The sequence below is a fragment of the Dactylosporangium sp. NPDC005555 genome (assembly GCF_040605635.1).
Lineage (GTDB): Bacteria > Actinomycetota > Actinomycetes > Mycobacteriales > Micromonosporaceae > Dactylosporangium.
Window position 1 is genome coordinate 48,154 of sequence record NZ_JBEXDG010000049.1, and the last position, 17,622, is coordinate 65,775.

The 17,622-nt window shown below is 73.4% G+C and carries 14 protein-coding genes; 12 read left to right on the forward strand and 2 right to left on the reverse strand.

Features of this window, described 5'->3' with window-relative positions:
* Positions 1-112: 112 nt before the first annotated feature.
* A complete protein-coding gene (locus ABZS58_RS37930; RefSeq protein WP_354788281.1) occupies positions 113-1,975 on the forward strand; it encodes a DUF4012 domain-containing protein in 1,863 nt (620 codons plus the stop codon).
* A gap of 25 nt (positions 1,976-2,000) precedes the next feature.
* On the forward strand, positions 2,001-2,624 hold the full coding sequence (locus ABZS58_RS37935) for a hypothetical protein (RefSeq protein ID WP_354788282.1): 624 nt from the start codon (positions 2,001-2,003) through the stop codon (positions 2,622-2,624).
* Positions 2,625-2,744: 120 nt separating this feature from the next.
* Here the strand turns inward: ABZS58_RS37935 and ABZS58_RS37940 are convergent, their stop codons facing one another.
* Both ABZS58_RS37940 and ABZS58_RS37945 read right to left on the reverse strand, forming a co-directional pair.
* On the reverse strand, positions 2,745-3,983 hold the full coding sequence (locus tag ABZS58_RS37940; protein ID WP_354788283.1) for a glycosyltransferase: 1,239 nt from the start codon (positions 3,981-3,983) through the stop codon (positions 2,745-2,747).
* Positions 3,980-5,062, reverse strand: coding sequence for a glycosyltransferase (locus ABZS58_RS37945; RefSeq protein ID WP_354788284.1), 1,083 nt, complete (start codon positions 5,060-5,062; stop codon positions 3,980-3,982). Before ABZS58_RS37945 ends, ABZS58_RS37940 begins: the two co-directional genes overlap by 4 nt.
* A 79-nt stretch (positions 5,063-5,141) precedes the next feature.
* Here ABZS58_RS37945 and ABZS58_RS37950 point away from each other — a divergent pair, with 79 nt between their 5' ends.
* From ABZS58_RS37950 to ABZS58_RS37995, 10 genes are all read left to right on the forward strand, one after another.
* Positions 5,142-6,389, forward strand: a complete 1,248-nt coding sequence (locus tag ABZS58_RS37950) for a glycosyltransferase (protein WP_354788285.1) — start codon at positions 5,142-5,144, stop codon at positions 6,387-6,389.
* The gene (gene wecB, locus ABZS58_RS37955) at positions 6,386-7,549 is read left to right on the forward strand and encodes a UDP-N-acetylglucosamine 2-epimerase (non-hydrolyzing) (protein WP_354788286.1); all 1,164 of its coding nucleotides are present in this window, start codon (positions 6,386-6,388) and stop codon (positions 7,547-7,549) included. The genes ABZS58_RS37950 and wecB overlap by 4 nt, the downstream gene beginning before the upstream one ends.
* 14 nt (positions 7,550-7,563) lie before the next feature.
* Positions 7,564-8,985, forward strand: coding sequence for a lipopolysaccharide biosynthesis protein (locus tag ABZS58_RS37960; protein WP_354788288.1), 1,422 nt, complete (start codon positions 7,564-7,566; stop codon positions 8,983-8,985).
* Positions 8,976-10,397, forward strand: a complete 1,422-nt coding sequence (locus tag ABZS58_RS37965) for a polysaccharide biosynthesis tyrosine autokinase (protein ID WP_354788289.1) — start codon at positions 8,976-8,978, stop codon at positions 10,395-10,397. Before ABZS58_RS37960 ends, ABZS58_RS37965 begins: the two co-directional genes overlap by 10 nt.
* A gap of 217 nt (positions 10,398-10,614) precedes the next feature.
* Positions 10,615-11,553 (forward strand): ABC transporter ATP-binding protein, encoded by a 939-nt coding sequence (locus tag ABZS58_RS37970; RefSeq protein WP_354788290.1) that lies wholly within the window; start codon positions 10,615-10,617, stop codon positions 11,551-11,553.
* Positions 11,531-12,319, forward strand: coding sequence for an ABC transporter permease subunit (locus ABZS58_RS37975; RefSeq protein ID WP_354788291.1), 789 nt, complete (start codon positions 11,531-11,533; stop codon positions 12,317-12,319). Before ABZS58_RS37970 ends, ABZS58_RS37975 begins: the two co-directional genes overlap by 23 nt.
* Positions 12,312-13,427, forward strand: coding sequence for a helix-turn-helix domain-containing protein (locus tag ABZS58_RS37980; protein WP_354788293.1), 1,116 nt, complete (start codon positions 12,312-12,314; stop codon positions 13,425-13,427). Before ABZS58_RS37975 ends, ABZS58_RS37980 begins: the two co-directional genes overlap by 8 nt.
* Positions 13,428-13,918: 491 nt before the next feature.
* A complete protein-coding gene (nhaA, locus tag ABZS58_RS37985) occupies positions 13,919-15,238 on the forward strand; it encodes a Na+/H+ antiporter NhaA (RefSeq protein ID WP_354788294.1) in 1,320 nt (439 codons plus the stop codon).
* Between the two features lie 136 nt (positions 15,239-15,374).
* Positions 15,375-16,481 carry an SPFH domain-containing protein gene (locus tag ABZS58_RS37990; protein WP_354788295.1) on the forward strand — a complete coding sequence of 369 codons (1,107 nt, stop codon included), beginning with the start codon at positions 15,375-15,377 and terminating at the stop codon, positions 16,479-16,481.
* A 3-nt stretch (positions 16,482-16,484) separates the two neighbouring features.
* The gene (locus ABZS58_RS37995; RefSeq protein ID WP_354788296.1) at positions 16,485-17,552 is read left to right on the forward strand and encodes a hypothetical protein; all 1,068 of its coding nucleotides are present in this window, start codon (positions 16,485-16,487) and stop codon (positions 17,550-17,552) included.
* Positions 17,553-17,622 lie beyond the last annotated feature (70 nt).

The window sequence follows — 17,622 nt, forward strand, 5'->3', positions numbered from 1 at the left end:
TCAGGCTTTACACCCGGAAATGCTGGTCTGTACTGAAAGCGCGCTATCTAGGCTTCCGCAGAAACGATCACGTACGTCCCATATACCAGTACCGTGGCGATATGCGGGCTACATGGCGCTTCGCCTGTTTGACCGGCCGGACACCATGACGGTGACCGGCCGGCTGCTGCGGGCGGTCGAGCGCCGTCACCGGATCATCGCGGCGCTGGTTCCGCTGACCCTGGTGCCGATCGCCGTCGTGGGCGGCCTCGGCGCGCACGCCGCCCGCACCTACACCCACCTGCGCCGCGCCGCCGACCTCACCGCGACGCTGCAGCACGCCGTGATGAGCGCCGACCCGGACGAGGCCCGGGCCCTCGTCGCGGCGCTGCGCCGGGAGACCGCCGCGGCCCGCCACGAGGTCGGCGGCCCCGGCTGGCGCGCCGGCACCCGGCTTCCCGGTCTCGGTGTGGACCTCGCCGCCGTCACCGACGTCGTCACCGCGCTCGACCAGGTCGCCACCGACGTCCTGCCCGCCGTCCTCGACACGACGCACCGGCTGACCGGCGCTGGCCTGCCCCGTGACCCGACCGGCGGTCTTTCCGGTGGCCTGACGGCCGCGGGCTCCCTGGACCGGGCGGAGGCCGCCGCCCGGCAGGCGCACACACGGGTCGCCCGGATCGACCCGGACGCGCTCCTGCCGCAGCTGCGGGCTCCGGTGCGCACCGTCCAGCAACAGCTCGACCGCGCCGCGGCGCTGGTCTCGGCCGGCGCGGCGCTGCTGCGGGTGCTGCCCGCGGTCCTCGGTGCCGACCAGCCGCGGACCTGGCTGGTGCTGTTCCAGAACCCGGCCGAACTGCGTGCCACCGGCGGGATGCCGGGCGCGTGGATGGTGGTCCGGTTCGCCGGTGGTGCGCTGTCGATCGTCGAGCAGGGCAATGCGAACATGACACGGCCCTTCGACGCCCCGGTCCTGCCGCTCGACCCGCAGCTGAAAGCGCTGTACGGCGACCGGATCGGCAGGTTCGCGGCCAACGTCAACCTCACGCCGGACTTCCCGACCGCCGCGGCGCTCGCCGCGGAGATGCACCGCCGGCGGGGCGGCCGGCCGGTCGACGGCGCCATCGCGCTGGACCCGGTCGCCCTGTCGTACCTGCTGCGCGCCACCGGACCGGTGACCTTCCGGGCCGGGGCCGGCGCCGACGGGCGGCTGTCGTCGGCCAACGCGGTGCGGCTGCTGCTCTCGGACGCCTACACGCGGCCGGGCTCGCCGGCCGAGAAGAACGACTACTTCGCCGACGCGGCCCGCGCCGTCTTCGACACCGTGGTGAGCGGCCGCCTCGACCCGCGTGCGGCGCTGTCCGCGGTGCTGCAGATGGCGCAGGAACGCCGCCTGCTGCTGTGGAGCGCGCACCCCGGCGAGCAGGCGCAGATCGAGCGGCTGCCGGTCGCCGGCCGGCTGCCGCTGCGCGACGAGGCCGGGCCCAACGTCGGGATCTTCCTCAACGACGGCAGCGGCGCGAAGCTGAACTACTACCTGCGCACCACCGTCGCGCTCACGCCCGTCGCCTGCGTGACCGAACGCAACCGCCGGATGCTGCGGGTGGAGACCACGTTCACCTCCCAGGTGCCGCCGTCCGGCCTGCCCGCCTACGTGCTCGGACTGGGACTCGCCGGTGACCCGTACACGATGCGGCTCAACGTGTCGCTGTTCGCGCCGACCGGCGGCGGCCTCGCCGAGGCACGGCTGGACGGCCGGCAGATCGCGGTCGCCAGCGGATTCGAGCGGTCCCGTCAGGTCAGCATGGCGACCGTCGACATCGCGCCGGGGGCCACCCGGACGCTGGTGGCCCTGCTGGACGCCGGCACCGCCGAAGGGAGGCAGACGCAAGCGCTGACACCACAACTGTGGACGACCCCGACCGTCAACGGCTGGACCATCCGCACCGCACCGGCACCGGGCCCCGGCCAGGCACCGGTGACGTCCACCTGCTGAACCTGCCTACCCTGAGGGATGCACCATGATGCAAGTTCGTCTGTTCACCGCGGCGGTCGTCGTCGCGGCCGGGCTGCTGGGTGTGCCAGCGGCCGCGCACGCCGCCGATCCGAACTATCCGCCGACGGCGGTCACCGGTGGCGTCAACAAGTCCGTGGTCACCGCCGGTGGATCCGTGTCGTTCGGCGGCTCCGGCTTCAGGCCCGGCGAGACCATCACCGTGACGATCGAGCGCTTCAGGCTGACGGAGAGCGCCACCGGTGCGGCCTACACCGAGGGCACCGGCACCGTCCGCACGGCCGGGCTGGCGGACGTCGCCGGTGTGCCGGAGGCGGCCCCGGTGGCCGTACAGGCAGCCGGGACCACGCAGGAGACGGTCGTCGCCGACGGTCTCGGCGCCTTCCTGCTGGCCGTGCGGGCCCGCGAGGTCGGCCGGTACGTGCTCACGGCGACCGGCTCGATCACCGGCAACCTGCTCACCGCCGAGGTGATCATCCGGGCCGGGTCGTCGTCCTCGTCGAGCGACTCGCTGGCGGTCACCGGGCCGGGAGCCGGGCACTGGGCCGGGCTGCTGTCGACGGGGTTCGTCGCGATCCTGCTCGGCGCGGTCCTGGTGCGCCAGTCGAGGCGGCGCCGCACGGCGCAGTGACCGCTCGGGCACGGGGGCGCCGCACCGGTGCCCCCGTGCCCGCACCACGGCCGTGTCCGCGAGCCCGCACCGGCGCGGCCACGCGATGCCTGCCGGCCGACCTCCGCGAAGCAGCGGTGCCTACCGGCCGAGCTCCTCGAAGAACCGGCGCAGCCGCTGTCCCTGCCGCGCCGGGCCGCACCGGTCGTGGAGCAGTTCACGGCCCTTCGCGCCGATGGCCGCGGCGTCGGCGGCCGGCAGCGCCCGCACCCGGGCGATCGCGCCGGCGAGACCGGCGGCCGTGTCCGTCTCGGCGAAGATCATGCCGGCGCGGTACGCCTCCGGGATGCACGGCAGTGCGGTGGTGACCACGGGTACGCCGGTGGCCAGGTATTCCAGCAGCTTCGACGGGAACCCGTAACGGGCCAGGTCCCCGCCGGCCGGGCGGGGGTTCACCAGGACCCGGGCGGTGCGCAGCCGCTCCGCCAGCGACTCGCGCGGCACGAACTCGGGTGCGGCGATGCGCGGATCGGCCGCGGCCTGCCGGCGCAGCCAGGGGTCGAGCGGGCCGCGGCCGAACAGCAGCAGCCGGACGCCGGGATCGGGCATCCCGCGCACCGCCTCGACGAGACGGTCCACGCCGTAGTCACGGCTCAGCCCGCCCGCGTAGGCGATGTCGAACGTCGCCCCCGGCTTCCCGGCGGCGGGTGCCGGCGGCTCGGGGCGGCGGCTCAGGATGCCCTCCATGAGCAGCGATCTGCGGCCTGGCGCGAAGTCGCGGGCGAGGTCCTCGGTGACGGACACGACGCCGTCGTAGCGGCGCAGCGCCGCGCGGACCACGGCGACGTCGAGGCGGCGCAGCGCGGTCAGCACCCGGTGCTCGCCCGGTAGGCGGACGCCGGGCGCGTCGGTCAGGACCGCGACGACACGGGTGCCGGTCACCGCGCGGGCCAGCACGCCGAGCCAGAGGAACGGTGAGTGCACGCCGTGCACGAGCAGCACGGTGCTGCGCCAGCGGCGCAGGGCGGGCAGTCCGGTCAGGCAGCCACCGACGAAGCGGGTGGCGTGCCGCACCAGCGGCAGGTTCACGAACGGGATCAGCGCACCGTCCACAGTGTCCCCTGCGGTGTCCTCCGCGGTGTCCTCCGCCAGGGTACCGCCCCGGAACAGCAGCTGCGGATAGCGCGGGTACGTCGACACCGGCGGGACGGACAGCACCGTGGTGCGGCACTCCGCCGCGCGCAGCGCGTCCAGGACGGCCCAGGCGAAGGCGTGCGTCTGCACCGGCATGGCCGGCTCGCGGCGCAGCACCTCGCGCATCATGGCGTCCCCGACGGTGAACCCGAGCAGGGTCACCGCCGGCGGCGCGCCCGGGGTCACGGCCGGTCCACCAGCATCCGCCGGTAGAGGCCGTCGAGCGTGTCGATCATGTGGTCGAGGCTGTAGTGGTCGCGGACCACCTGCCGGGCGTGCGAGCCGAGCCGCTCCCGTGCCGCGGGGTCGCGTTCGAGCTGGGTGACGGCGTTGGCGATGGCGACCGGCGCCTGGGCCGGCACCAGCAGCCCGCCGCCGCGCCTGAGGATCTCCACGTTGCCGCCCACTGCGGTGGCGACCGCGGGCAGGCCGTGCGCCATCGCCTCGAGCAGGGCGTTGGACAGGTTCTCGTGCAGCGTCGGGAAGACGAAGACGTCGGCGGCCGCCAGATAGGAGGCCACGTCGTTGCACTGGCCGATGAAGCGGACCTCGGTGCCGGTGACGGAGGCGAAGTCGGCGCGGATCCCCGCCGCGTCCGCGCCGTCGCCGAGGACCAGCAGGTGGCGGCGGTGCTCGGTGCGCGGCAGCAGCCGCATCGCATTGGCCAGGGAGCGGTACCCCTTCTCCCAGGTCAGTCTGGACGCCGTGACCATCACGAAGTCGTTCGCGGTGAAGCGGTGCTGGCGCCGGGCGGCGGTCCGCCGGCGGCTGCTGGGCTTCGGCACCGGCACGCCGTTGGGCACGACCCCGGCGAACTTGCCGGCGAACTGCTCCAGGAAGCCGCGGTGCGCGGCCCGCTGGCTCACCGTGGCCACGTGGGTGGCGCAGCGCAGCGTGAACGGCTCGGCGAGCTGGGTCAACGCCCTGCGGCGCAGGCCCCGCTGCCCGAACTGCAGGTCGCGCACGGTGCCGTGGACGGTCACCAGGACGCGGGGGCAACCGGCGAGGCGGGTGGCGACGGCGGCGTGGAAGCCCTCGTTCTGCAGTCCCCGGATGTGCACGATGTCGGGGCGCCGCTCGCGCAGCATACGGGTCCAGGCCCGGATCAGCTGGACGTCCACGAGACCGTTGCCGCGCAGCTGCCGCATCGGCACGAACTGGTACTGCATGGCCAGGCGCGACCTGAGGATCCGCTCGGCGGCGGTGGCCGGCCCGCTGGCGCCGGGAACGCCGGCGTAGTGCTGCACGATGACCGGCCGCGTCACGGCGTCGCTCCAACGAACATAGCGACATCTTGACCGAAATAGCGCAAAGTATCTCTACAAACACTCATAGTAGCTGTTTATGAGCACCCGCCGGCCGACGCACCTGCTCGCGATCAGCGCGAGCAGGTTCCCGCAGGGCGAGGCGACAGCGAACCGGCTGTTCCACCTCGCGCGGTCGGTCTGCCACGCCGGTGGGCGGGTCACCGTCGCCAACGACGCGACGGCCCTGCCGACCGACGGCGCCGCCGGCACCGTCGCGGCCGGTACCCCGGACACCGCCGGACTCACGGTCGTGACCTTGGGCGGTCCGGTGCCGTCGCGAATCGGCCGGCTGCTGCTGCGCTCGGCCCGCCCGGTGCGCGTCCTCGTCGCGCTGCGGCGCGCCGGGGTCCGCCCCGGCGACGTGACGGCGGCACTGGTGCCCCTCGCACTGCTCACCGTCGGGCTGTGGGCGGCACTGCGGATCGCGTTGCGCTGCCCGGTCACCGTCGACGTCACCGAACGCCACGACCCGCACCAGTTCCGGCACGGCCGATGGGACCCGCGGTTCCTGCGTCACCGCTGGGCCGCCGCCCTGACCGGCCGGCTCGCCGACGGCGTCGTGGTGCCGTCCCGCGCGCTGGAGCAGCGCTTCGCGGCCCGCCGCGTCCCGGTGCTGCGGGTGCCGCCGCTGGTGGACTGCGCCGCGTTCCCGCCACCCCGGCCACCGTCCCTGGCCACCGGGCTGCGGCTGCTGTACGCCGGAACCCCCGGCGCCAAGGACCTCCTGGACACCGTCGTCGCCGCCGTCGCCGCCGGGCCGGGACCCGTCCGGCTCGTCGTCGCCGGGCTCGACGCGTCCGACGCGACCGGCGGCTCGGACCTGCGCGCCGGCACCCTCGCGGCGGCCGGCGACCGGGTCGAGTTCGCCGGCCGGGTGCCGCACCGGCGCGTCCTCGAGCTGCTCGCCGCGTCGCACTGTTCGGTCCTGGTCCGGCCGCCCGGCGGCTACGCCGACGCCGGCTACCCGTCGAAGGTCCCCGAGGCCCTCGCGGCGGGCTGCCCGATGCTGGCCAACCTGACCAGCGACCTCGCCGACACGCTCCGAGACGGCGGCAACAGTGTCGTCGTGGCCAGCACCCGGACCGAGGACGTCGCCGCCGCCGTCGGCCGGGCCCTCGCGCTCACCGACGCGCAGTGGCGTGACCTGAGCGCCGCCGCGGTCGCCGCCGGCGACCGGTTCGACTACCGCCGGTGGGGCGAGCCGGTGACCGCGTTCCTCACCGACCCGGGACCGCCGGCGGCACTGCCGGCTTCCGGGCCCGCCACCACCAGGGAGCACGCGTGACCAAGGTCCTCACGATCGTCGGCACCCGGCCCGAGGTCATCCGGCTGTCCCGGGTGATCGACCGCCTCGACCACGCCGTCGAGCACGTGCTGGTGCACACCGGGCAGAACCGGGACTACCAGCTCAACGGCGTGTTCTTCGACGAGCTCGGGCTGCGCCGCCCCGACCGGGAACTGGGCATCCGCACCGACTCGATCGGCGTCATGCTCGCCGACGTGCTGGTCGGCACCGAGGCCGCGCTGCTGGCCGAACGCCCCGACGCGGTGCTCATCCTCGGCGACACCAACAGCAGCATCGCCGCGGTGATCGCCCGCCGCATGCACATCCCCGTGTACCACATGGAAGCCGGCAACCGGTGCTTCGACCTCAACGTGCCGGAGGAGACCAACCGGCGCCTGGTCGACCACGTCAGCGACTTCAACCTCGTCTACACCGAACACGCCCGGCGCAACCTGCTCGCCGAAGGGCTGCACCCGCGCCGGGTCCACCTCACCGGCTCACCGATGCGCGAAGTGCTGACCCACTACCGGGACCGGGTGGAGGCCAGCACCGTCGTCGACCGGCTCGGCCTGACCCCGGGCAGGTACTTCGTGGTCAGCGCGCACCGTGCCGAGAACGTCGACGACCCGCGCCGGCTGACCGACCTGATCGCCAGCCTGGACGCCGTGCGGCGCACCTGGGGGCTGCCGCTGCTGGTGAGCACCCACCCACGGACCCGGGCCCGCCTCGCCGGCCGGGCCGACGCCGACCTCGACGACGTCACCTTCCACGAGCCGTTCGGCTTCTTCGACTACATCCGCCTGCAGCGCTCGGCGCTGTGCACCCTGTCCGACAGCGGCACCGTGAGCGAGGAGTCGGCGATCCTCGGCTTCCCGGCGGTCACGTTGCGCGACTCGATCGAGCGGCCCGAGGCCCTCGAGGCCGGCTCGATCACCGCCACCGGCCTCGACCCGGCCGGCGTCGTGGAGGCGGTGCGGTCCGCGACCACCGGCGCCGGACCCGCCGCGTGCCCGCCGGACTACCTGATCGACGACACGTCGCACCGCGTCCTGCGCATCATCCTGTCCACGGTGCGCCGGCACCACGACTGGGCCGGGATCCGCCGCCCGGCGCCGCGCCGTCACGCACCCGAGCTCGAGACGGCCGGCCGCCGCCGGTGACCGTCGGGCAGGCGGTGGCGACGACGAGGACGACCCGGAACCGCCGGCTCGTCAGCGGTGTCGCGGCCTCGTTCGGTGCCGTGGGCGCCGGTTCGGTCGCGTCGCTGATCGTCGCGCCTGTCATGTTCCACCACCTCGGACCGGCGCTGTTCGGCCTCTGGGTCGCGGTGACCGCGCTGACGAGCGTGGCCCTCTTCGCCGACCTCGGCATGGGCAACAGCCTGCTCACCCGGCTGGCGGCGCACCGTGCGGCGCCCTCGGGGGTGCGGGACGCGACCGGCGCCGTCGCGGCCGCGTACCTCACCCTCGCGGGCACGGGCGCGGTGCTGCTGGCCGGCGTCATGACCGTCGGCGTCGCCGTGCCGGTCGGCCCGCTGTTCGGCGTCACCGACGCCCGCCTCGGCGCCCAGGCCGCCACGGTCCTCGTCGTCTGTTTCGGCGCGTTCGCGGTCAACCTGCCCCTCTCGCTCATCACCAAGATCCAGCTGGCCATGCAGGACACCGCCCGGAGCGCGGGATGGTCGGCCGCCACCGCCGCCTGGACCGTGCTGGTGGTCGGTGGGGCGGCCGCCGCCGGCGCCGGCCCGCTCACGCTCATCGCCTGCGCCTCGACCGCCGCGCCCGTCGGCAACCTGGCCAACACCGTGCACTACTTCACGCGGGTCCGGCCCGACCTGCGGCCCGCACGGTGGGTGCTGGAGCCCGGCGCCGCCGGTGGGTTGCTGCGCCTGAGCGTGCGCTACTTCGCGCTGTCGCTGCTGACCTCCACCGCCGCCAGCATCGACGGCTACCTGGTCGCGCGCTGGCTCGGCCCGGTGGCCGCCGCGCACTACGGCGTCACCGTCCGCATGTTCATCCTGCTGAACCTCGTCGTCACCGTCGTCAACACTCCGCTGTGGCCGGCCAACGCCGACGCGCTCGCCCGCGGCGACCTGCCCTGGGTGCGGCGCACCACGCGCCGCATGTGCCTGCTCGGCGCCGGTCTGGTGGGCGCGGCGGCGGCCGTCCTGGTCGCCGCCAGCGAACCGCTGCTCGCCGCCTGGATCCGCTCGCCGGACTTCCACGGCCTGCCGACCGGTGTCGTCGCCCTGCTCGCCCTGTGGCCGGCCCTGCTGGCGGCCGTCTCGCCGATGTTCATGGTGCAGAACAGCGTCGGGCTGCTGCGCCCGCAGCTCGCGGGCTGGGGTGCCTACCTGCTGCTGTCGCTGCCCGCCAAGGCACTCCTGGTGCGCGACCTCGGCCTGGCCGGGGTGCCGCTCGGCAGCGCCGCGGTGTTCGCCGTCACCGTCCTGCCGGCCTGCGCCGCCGGCTACCGCGCCGTCGTCGCCCGGAAGCCGGGTCACCGTCGCCGCACCGCCGGGCCGGCGCCCGGCCCCGCCTACGCACCGGCACCGACCGGACCCGGACAACCAGCAAGGGAGCGCACGTGTTCGTAGCCGGCTATCTCAAGGTCGTGCTCAAACGCTGGTGGTGCGTCGCCATCACGGTCGCACTCGCGGCCGGGGCGGCCTACATCTACTGCGCGGCGCAGACCCCGAGGTACGCGACGTCGCTGACGTTCTTCGTCACCACACCCAACCGCGGGGTCAGCGACGCCTACCAGGGCAACCTGTTCACCCAGCAGCGGGTCAAGTCCTATGCCAGCCTGCTGGTCAGCGACCGGCTGGCCGCCAAGATCGCCGCCGACCCGCGCATCGGCCTGGACGCCAAGCAGGTGCGGGCGCGGATCACGGCCGCCCCGGTGCCCGACACCGTGCTGCTGCGCGCCGTGGTCACCGACGTCGACCAGGTCCGGGCCGAACGCATCGCGGCCCGCGTCGCCACCGACTTCAAGGCGATGCTGGAGTCCCTGGAGACCCCGGCCGGATCGACCGACACCCCGATCAAGGTCGAGGTCATCAGCGGACCCGAGTCGCAGGCCGGACCCGTCTCGCCCCGGCCGGTGCGGGACATCGGCGGCGCCGTCCTCGTCGGACTGATCCTCGGCGTCGCCCTGGCCATCCAGCTGGAGCTGCTGGACTCCAGCGTCCGCGACGCCGACCACGTCCAGGAGATCACCGAACGGTCCGTCATCGCGCACGTGCCGTTCGACACCTCGGCCCGTCGCGAGCCGCTGCTCGTCGGCGAGGCGGGCTTCTCCGCCCGCGCCGAGGCGCTGCGCGGGCTGCGCACCAACCTGCAGTTCCTCGACGTCGACAACCCGCCGACCGCCGTCGTCATCACCAGCTCGCTGCCGGGCGAGGGCAAGTCCTCCACCGCCGCGAACCTGGGCATCGTCCTGGCCGAGACCGGCCAGCGGGTGCTGCTCATCGACGGCGACCTGCGCCGGCCGTCCCTGGCCGGCTACTTCGACATCGAGGGCGCGGTCGGGCTCACCAACGTCCTGGCCGGGCAGGTGAGCATCGACGAGACCGTCCAGCAGTGGAACAGCAGCCTGTGGATCCTGCCCAGCGGCATCATCCCGCCCAACCCCAGCGAGCTGCTCGGCTCCCGGCAGATGGCCGAGCTGCTGGCCGCCGCCCGCGCCAAGTTCGACATGGTGATCATCGACTCGCCGCCGCTGCTGTCGGTGACCGACGCGGCGATCCTCGCCACCCGCACCGACGGCGTCGTCTACGTCAGCCGCAGCGGCCGGACCACCACCACGCAGATGTCGGCGGCCATCAAGGCCATCAAGGCCGTCGACGCCCGCCTGCTCGGCACCGTGCTCAACATGGAGCCGCGCCGCCAGTCCAGCCCGTACCACTACTACCAGTACGCGACCGAGGCGGCGGCGCAGCCGGTCCCGCCCACGCCCGAGCCGGCCCTGACCGGCGAACGGCACCGCTCCCGCAGCAGCGCCGGATGAACCGCTACCCGGCTGCACCGAGCACGCCCTGGAGGACCTCGACACCCTGACCGAGTTCATCGCCGCCGAACGCCTCCGCCGCAGGCAGCCGATGCACTGATCCCCGCCGTCGTCGCAAGCACCGCCGGCCGGATTTCCGGATTCCGGCAACCGCAGCGGTCGTTGTCCGCCGGATGCGGACCTGGATGCGGACCGGCGCAAGGACGACGATGTGGGTATGACGAGCGACATCGCCGTGCTCACCGAGGGCTTGACGAAGTTCTACGGTGCGCGCCGCGGCATCGAGGGCCTCGACCTGGAGGTCCGGGCCGGTGAGGTAATGGGCTTCCTCGGCCCGAACGGGGCGGGCAAGACCACCACCATCCGGCTGCTGCTGGACTTCCTGCGCCCGACCCGCGGCCGGGCCACCGTGCTCGGGCTCGACCCGCGCCGCGACAAGGCCGTCCTGCACCGCCGGATCGGGTACCTGCCCGGCGAGCTCGCGTTCCCGGGCCTGGGCAGGGCCGACGAGCTGCTGCGGTTCTTCGCCGACGCGCGCGGCGGGGTCGCCTGGTCGCAGGTGACCGACCTGGCTGACCGGCTGGAGCTGGACCTGTCCCGTCCGGTGCACACCCTGAGCAAGGGCAACAAGCAGAAGGTCGGCCTCGTGCAGGCGTTCATGCACCAGCCGGCACTGCTGATCCTGGACGAGCCGACCAGCGGGCTGGATCCGCTGGTCCAGCACGAGTTCCTCGGTATGGTCCGCGACGCGCGGGCGGCGGGGCAGACCGTGTTCATGTCCTCGCACGTCCTCGCCGAGGTGCAGCAGAGCGCGGACAGGGTGGCGATCGTGCGGGACGGCCGCCTCGCCGCGGTCGAGCGGGTCGAGTCGCTCGGCCGGCGCGCCGTGCGCACCGTCGAGATCCACTTCGAGGACCCGGTCGACGCCGCGGAGTTCGCGGTCCTGCCGGGGGTCAGCGACGTCGTCGTGTCCGGGCCGGTGCTGAAGTGCACCGTCGACGGCCGCCTCGACCCGCTGATCAAGGCAGCGGCCCGGCACCCGGTGGTCGACCTGCTCTCCGCCGAGCCGGATCTCGAGGAGACGTTCCTGTCGTTCTACTACCACTCGGAATCCAACGGTGAAGGAGCAGACGATGCTGCCCGCGCTGGTGCGTAAGACGTGGCGAGACGACCGCCGGGCGGTGCTCGGCTGGGCGGCCGGCGTCGCCGTGTTCACCACCGTCTACACCTCGTTCTACCGCAGCTTCCGGGACGCTGCGAAGCTCAAGCAGGAGGCCCTGCCCAAGGGGATGCTCGACTTCCTCGGCATCGCCGACATGTTCTCCGCCGCCGGATACCTGCAGGCGAGCGTGTTCAGCCTCATCGGGCCGCTGCTGGTGCTCATGTGCGCGGTCACGCTGACCGCGCGCACGATCGCCCGCCCGGAGGAGGACGGCGGGATGGAGCTGCTGCTGGCCAACCCGCTGTCGCGGCGCTCGTTCGCCGGGCAGCGCCTCGCCGCCGCCGGAGGGGCCGTCACCGCGATCGCGGCGATCCCGTGGGCCGTGCTGACGGCGATCGTCCCCGCCGTGGGGATGGACATCAGCCTGTCGAACGTCGCCGCCGCCTGCGCGGGCCTCATCGGGCTGGTGTGGTGCTTCACCGGCATCGCGTTCCTCACCGGCGCCGCCACCGGCAAACGGGGCACGGTCCTGGCGGTCACCGGCGTCGCCGCCGTCGCGACCTACATGCTCAACGCGATCGGCGGCATGCTCGACGGCTGGCACTGGCTGCGCTGGCTGTCGCCGTTCCACTACTTCCTCGGCACGGACCCGCTGCACACCGGATGGCATCCGGTGGAGCTGCTGGCACTCGCCGTCGTCGGTGCCGGCACCGCAGCCGCCGGCATCGTCATCTTCGACCGCCGCGACGTCGGTGTCTGAACCACGGCCCGGCGAGCGCCGGGCGGCCGGGGCGGACGACTGGCTCACCGACGGCTACGCCGCGATGCTGGGCACCCCGGCCGGTGCCGGGCGCCTGCGCGCGGCCGCCGACCTCGGTGCCCGCGCCGCCGACGCTGGGCACCGGCCGCCAGACCTGGTCAGCGGCATCCTGCACGCCGTCGCGGCGCACTGGCGGGCGGCCGTGACCGGACCGGCCGACACCGCCTGCGAGGTGCACGCCCGCGCGGCCGCGCTGCTGGCCGACACGCAGTCGACGGTGACGGCGGCGCTGCACGGCCACGCCCGGCAGACCCACGCTGAGCTCGCCCGCCACGACCAGGCCCGCGCCCTGTTCGTCAACGACCTGCTCACCGGCCGCGCCGACCCCGGCGGCCTGGCCGAACGCGCACAGCGCTACGGCATCCGCATCTCCGCCACGCATGTGGTGATCGTCGCGCGCGCCACCGGGCCGGCGCAGCACGACGGCCTCACCGCGGACGTCGCGCACCATGTCGACTCGGCGCTCGCCGGCCGCTTCGGCGAGGGCAACACCCTCACCACCCTGCGCGACGGCGACCTGGTCTGCATCAGCGCCGGTGGGCTGCGGGGCATCGCCGCCGAGCTCGCCCATCTGCTCGTCGCGGAGCTCGGCGCCGACGGCTGGCAGATCGCCGTCGGCCGTGCCCACCCCGGCCTGCCCGGGCTGGCGACGTCGCTGGACGAGGCCCGCAACGCCCTCGACCACGCCGCGAAGCTCCGCTTCAGCACCCCGGTGCTCAACGCCGCGGACCTGCTCGTCTTCCCTGTCCTGCTGCGCGACCGGGACGCCATCACCGACCTGGTCACCACCGTGCTGGCCCCTTTGACCACGGCCCGCGGCGGCGCCCAGCTCTACCTGGACACGTTGACGGTCCTGTTCGACAACCAGGGCAACTACACCGCCACCGCACGGCAGATGCACCTGTCGGTCCGGGCCGTTACGTACCGGCTGGACCGCATCCAGGCCTTGACCGGCTACCATCCGGGCGAGCCCACCCAGCGCTTCACCCTGCAGGCCGCGGTCCTCGGCGCCCGCCTGCTCGGCTGGCCACCACCCTCCGGGGGCTGAGCCCCTGACCCGTGCCTTCGTCGCGGTCAGAGCAGGCCGGGGTGGACGGCGAGGTCGAGGCCGTCGACATTGCGGCTGAGCGCCAGCCTCTGATGACACGTAGGCCACTGGTCCGCCGGAATCCATCAGGGCTCGGGCCGGACGATCGCCCCGTGGCATCGGCCAGCACGGACACGACGCGCTCGCAGACGATGCCGTCGACCGCGAAGCCCGCCGGCGGTGGCGCGTCGATCCGTTGCAGCTCGCCGGTCATCGTGACGGCGGCCTGCTTATCGGCGGCAGCGCCGCCTGTGACCGTCATGGATCTGCCATCTGTTCACGAAACGGCCGACATACCCCGTCCCGCCGGCCTTCGCCGGGACAAGCGCCGGACGGCGCAAGATGCGGGGCCAGGTTCGCCGCCGGGTCTCGGCCGGTACAATAGACCTTGGAGCGCCGGGAAGCCTGGTCGGCAACAGAGTTTTCTATGTCGACCGCCCTGGAGCCATCGCATGCCACACACGTCACGCCGCCCGTTCTCGCTGTTCGTTCCCGGTTCGTGGCGGGAAGCTGTCCGCATCGGCGACGTGCTGCGGGCCGAGACGGTCGGCGGTGTGCTGCTGCTCGCCGCCGCCGTCACCGCGCTGATCTGGTCCAACTCGCCGTGGGCGGACGGTTACCACGCGGTCCGCGGCACCACGATCGGACCGGCCGCACTGCACCTCGACCTGACCATCGGCGCCTGGGCCGCCGACGGCCTGCTCGCGATCTTCTTCTTCGTCGCCGGGCTGGAGCTCAAACGGGAGTTCGTCGCCGGCGACCTGCGCGACCCGCGACGCGCCGCCGTTCCGGTCGCCGCGGCGATCGGTGGCGTGATCGTGCCCGCACTGCTGTACGTCGCGATCAACCACGGCTCGGACGACGCCGCGCTGCGCGGCTGGGCGATTCCGACGGCGACCGATATCGCCTTCGCGCTGGCGGTGCTCGCCGTCATCGGACGGCACCTGCCGGCGGCGTTGCGCACGTTCCTGCTGACCCTCGCCGTCGTCGACGACCTGCTCGCCATCGTCATCATCGCGGTCTTCTACACCGCGCAGCTGTCCGTCCTGCCGCTGCTCGGCGTGCTGCTGCCCCTCGCCGCCTTCGCCGTGCTGGTCCAGCGACGGGTCCGGCGCTGGTGGCTGCTGCTGCCCCTCGCGGTCGCCACTTGGACGCTGATGCACGCCTCCGGGATCCACGCGACCGTCGCCGGCGTCCTGCTGGCCTTCGCGGTCCCGGTGCTCCGCGGCGACGCCGACGGTGACCGGGCCGCCGGGCCCGGCCTGGCCGAGCACTTCGAGCACCGGTTCCGGCCGATCTCCGCCGGGCTCGCGGTCCCGGGCTTCGCGCTCATGTCGGCGGGCGTCACGATCGGCGGCATCAGCGCGCTCGGCACGGCCCTGTCGGACCGGGTCGCGGTCGGCATCATCGTGGCCCTCGTCGTGGGCAAGGTGATCGGCATCCTGGCCGCGACGTGGCTCGTCGCCACGTTCGCCCGGGCCCGCCTCGGCGACGGACTCGCCTGGGTCGACGTGCTCGGCCTGGGTCTGCTCGGCGGCATCGGCTTCACCGTCTCCCTGCTCATCGGCGAGCTCGCCTTCGGCCCGGCGGACGCCCGCGACGACATCGTCAAGCTGGCCGTCCTGACCGGATCGGTGATCGCCGCGCTGCTGGCAGCGGTCGTGCTCCGGATCCGTGACCGCACCTACCGCCGGCTGCGGGAGGCGGAGGCCCGCGACGACGACGGCGACGGCGTGCCGGACATCTACCAGGACCTCCCCGCCGGTGCCTGATCCGGATGGCCGTGCGGGCACCCACCGCATGTGTGTGGCGACATGCCGACACTACCCCGGTGGCTTGCGGTGCCGTGCGATTCTCTATGGTCAGGCCGCGGCGTGAGCGGTGCATGCGGAGTGAGGAGCGCCCGTCATGAGTTTTGTGGACAAGCTGCGGGGCGAGTTCGTCGACATCATCGAGTGGCTCGATGACAGCCGCGACACGATCGTCTGGCGCTTCCCGAGATACCAGAACGAGATCAAGATGGGCGCCAAGCTGGTCGTGCGCGAGTCGCAGACCGCCGTCTTCGTCAACGAGGGCCAGGTCGCCGACGTCTTCACCCCGGGCACGTACACGCTGCAGACGCAGAACCTGCCGATCCTGACCACGATCAAGGGCTGGAAGTACGGGTTCGACTCGCCGTGGAAGGCCGAGGTCTACTACGTCAACACGCGGCAGTTCACCGACTTCAAGTGGGGCACGCAGAACCCGGTGATGATGCGGGACGCCGAGTTCGGGGTGGTCCGGCTGCGGGCGTTCGGCGCGTACTCGCTGCGGGTCGTCGACGCGGCCAAGCTGCTGCGGGAGCTGGTCGGCACCGACCCGCAGTTCCGCACGGAGGAGGTCCAGGAGTTCCTGCGCCAGCTCATCGTCGGCCACCTCGGCAGCGCCCTCGCGACCGCCCAGGTCCCGGCGCTCGACCTGGCCGCGCAGCAGCTGGTCATCGGCCAGAAGCTCGCCGGGGTGCTGACCGAGGAGCTGACCGGCTACGGGGTGCAGATCCCGAAGTTCATCATCGAGAACATCTCGCTGCCGCCGGAGGTCGAGGAGGCCCTCGACAAGCGCACCTCCATGGGGGTGATCGGCAACCTGAACGCCTACACGACGTTCCAGGCCGCGAACGCCATGGAGGACGCCGCCAACAACCCGGGCGGCGGCGCCGGCGAGGGCTTCGGCCTGGGCCTGGGCATGGCCGCCGGGCAGCGGATGGCGAACGCGCTCAACCAGCCGGCGCCCCCAGCGGCACCGGCCGGCCCTCCGCCACTGCCGCAGCAGGACCAGTGGTTCGCCGGCGTCAACGGCCAGCAGGCCGGTCCGTTCGACCTCGACGCCCTCGGCGCGCAGGTCCGCTCGGGTGCGGTGACCCGCACCACCCTGGTCTGGAAGAACGGCATGGCGCAGTGGACCCAGGCCGGGCAGGTCCCCGAGCTCGGTGCGCTCTTCGCCGCCGTCCCGCCGCCGCTGCCGCCGCAGGGCTGACCCGTGCTCACCCAGACTCAGTATCCGTGCGCCGGGTGCGGCGCCGCCGTCGAGTTCGCGCCCGGCACCACCGCCCTGCGGTGCCCGTACTGCGGCGCGCAGACCCAGATCCCCACGGCCACCCGCGAGATCACCGAGCACGACTGGGCCCGGTTCGCCGGCCTGCCTCGCAAGCCGATCGCGCTGCTGGCCCAGCACGTCTTCAAGTGCCAGAACTGCGGCGCGCAGACCGAGTCCGACGCGATCTCCGACCGCTGCCGGTTCTGCGGCGCGGCCGTCGTCGCCGAGGTCGACCCCGGCGAGCAGGTCGCGCCCGAGGCGGTCCTGCCGTTCGCGCTCACCAGGCAGCAGCTGCGGGCGTCGCTGGGCGCCTGGGCGTCGTCGCGCTGGTTCGCGCCCAACGGCCTGAAGAAGGTCGCCGAGGCCGAGTCCGCGAAGAGCACCTACCTGCCGCACTGGACGTACGACTCCCGGACCGTCTCGCATTACCAGGGCCAGCGCGGCGAGCACTACTGGGTGACGGAGTCCTACACCGAGAACGGTGAGCAGAAGACCCGCCAGGTGCGCAAGACCCGCTGGCACCACGCGAGCGGCACCGTCGAGCGCGCGTTCGACGACGTGCTGGTCGCCGGCACGACCAAGGTCACCCAGGAGCACCTCGACGCCATGGACCCGTGGCCGCTGGGCGATGCCGAGCCGTTCCACGCGCAATACCTGGCGGGCCATCAGACGCTGCGCTACGACGTCGAGCCGGAAGCCGGCCTGGAGCAGGCCAAACGCAAGATCGCTCCGGTCATCGAGCAGGACTGCCGGCACGACATCGGCGGCGACGAGCAGCGCGTGGAGCAGGTCGACACCGAATACCACGACCTGACCTTCAAGCTGATGCTGCTGCCGGTGTGGCTGGCCTGCTACATCTATGCCGGCAGGACGTACAACATCCAGGTCAACGGCCGCACGGGCGAGGTCGCCGGCGAACGCCCGTACAGCGCCGCGAAGATCACCGCCGCCGTCGCGGCCGCGGTGCTGGTGGTCGCGTTGATCGTGGCGTTCTTCGTCCTGCGCCGGTAGTGACGGCGGGTGCCGCCGGCCGGTATCGGCCGGCGGCAGGCCGGGCGCCACGCGAGCGGTCGGTCGTGTG

Bases quoted from the DNA above. Each gene is read 5' to 3' on its own strand.
- ABZS58_RS37990 (WP_354788295.1), top strand. From the start codon at position 15,375: ATGAGTTTTGTGGACAAGCTGCGGGGCGAGTTCGTCGACATCATCGAG.
- ABZS58_RS37935 (WP_354788282.1), top strand. From the start codon at position 2,001: ATGATGCAAGTTCGTCTGTTCACCGCGGCGGTCGTCGTCGCGGCCGGG.
- ABZS58_RS37970 (WP_354788290.1), top strand. From the start codon at position 10,615: ATGACGAGCGACATCGCCGTGCTCACCGAGGGCTTGACGAAGTTCTAC.
- ABZS58_RS37930 (WP_354788281.1), top strand. From the start codon at position 113: ATGGCGCTTCGCCTGTTTGACCGGCCGGACACCATGACGGTGACCGGC.
- ABZS58_RS37975 (WP_354788291.1), top strand. From the start codon at position 11,531: ATGCTGCCCGCGCTGGTGCGTAAGACGTGGCGAGACGACCGCCGGGCG.
- nhaA (WP_354788294.1), top strand. From the start codon at position 13,919: ATGCCACACACGTCACGCCGCCCGTTCTCGCTGTTCGTTCCCGGTTCG.
- ABZS58_RS37950 (WP_354788285.1), top strand. From the start codon at position 5,142: ATGAGCACCCGCCGGCCGACGCACCTGCTCGCGATCAGCGCGAGCAGG.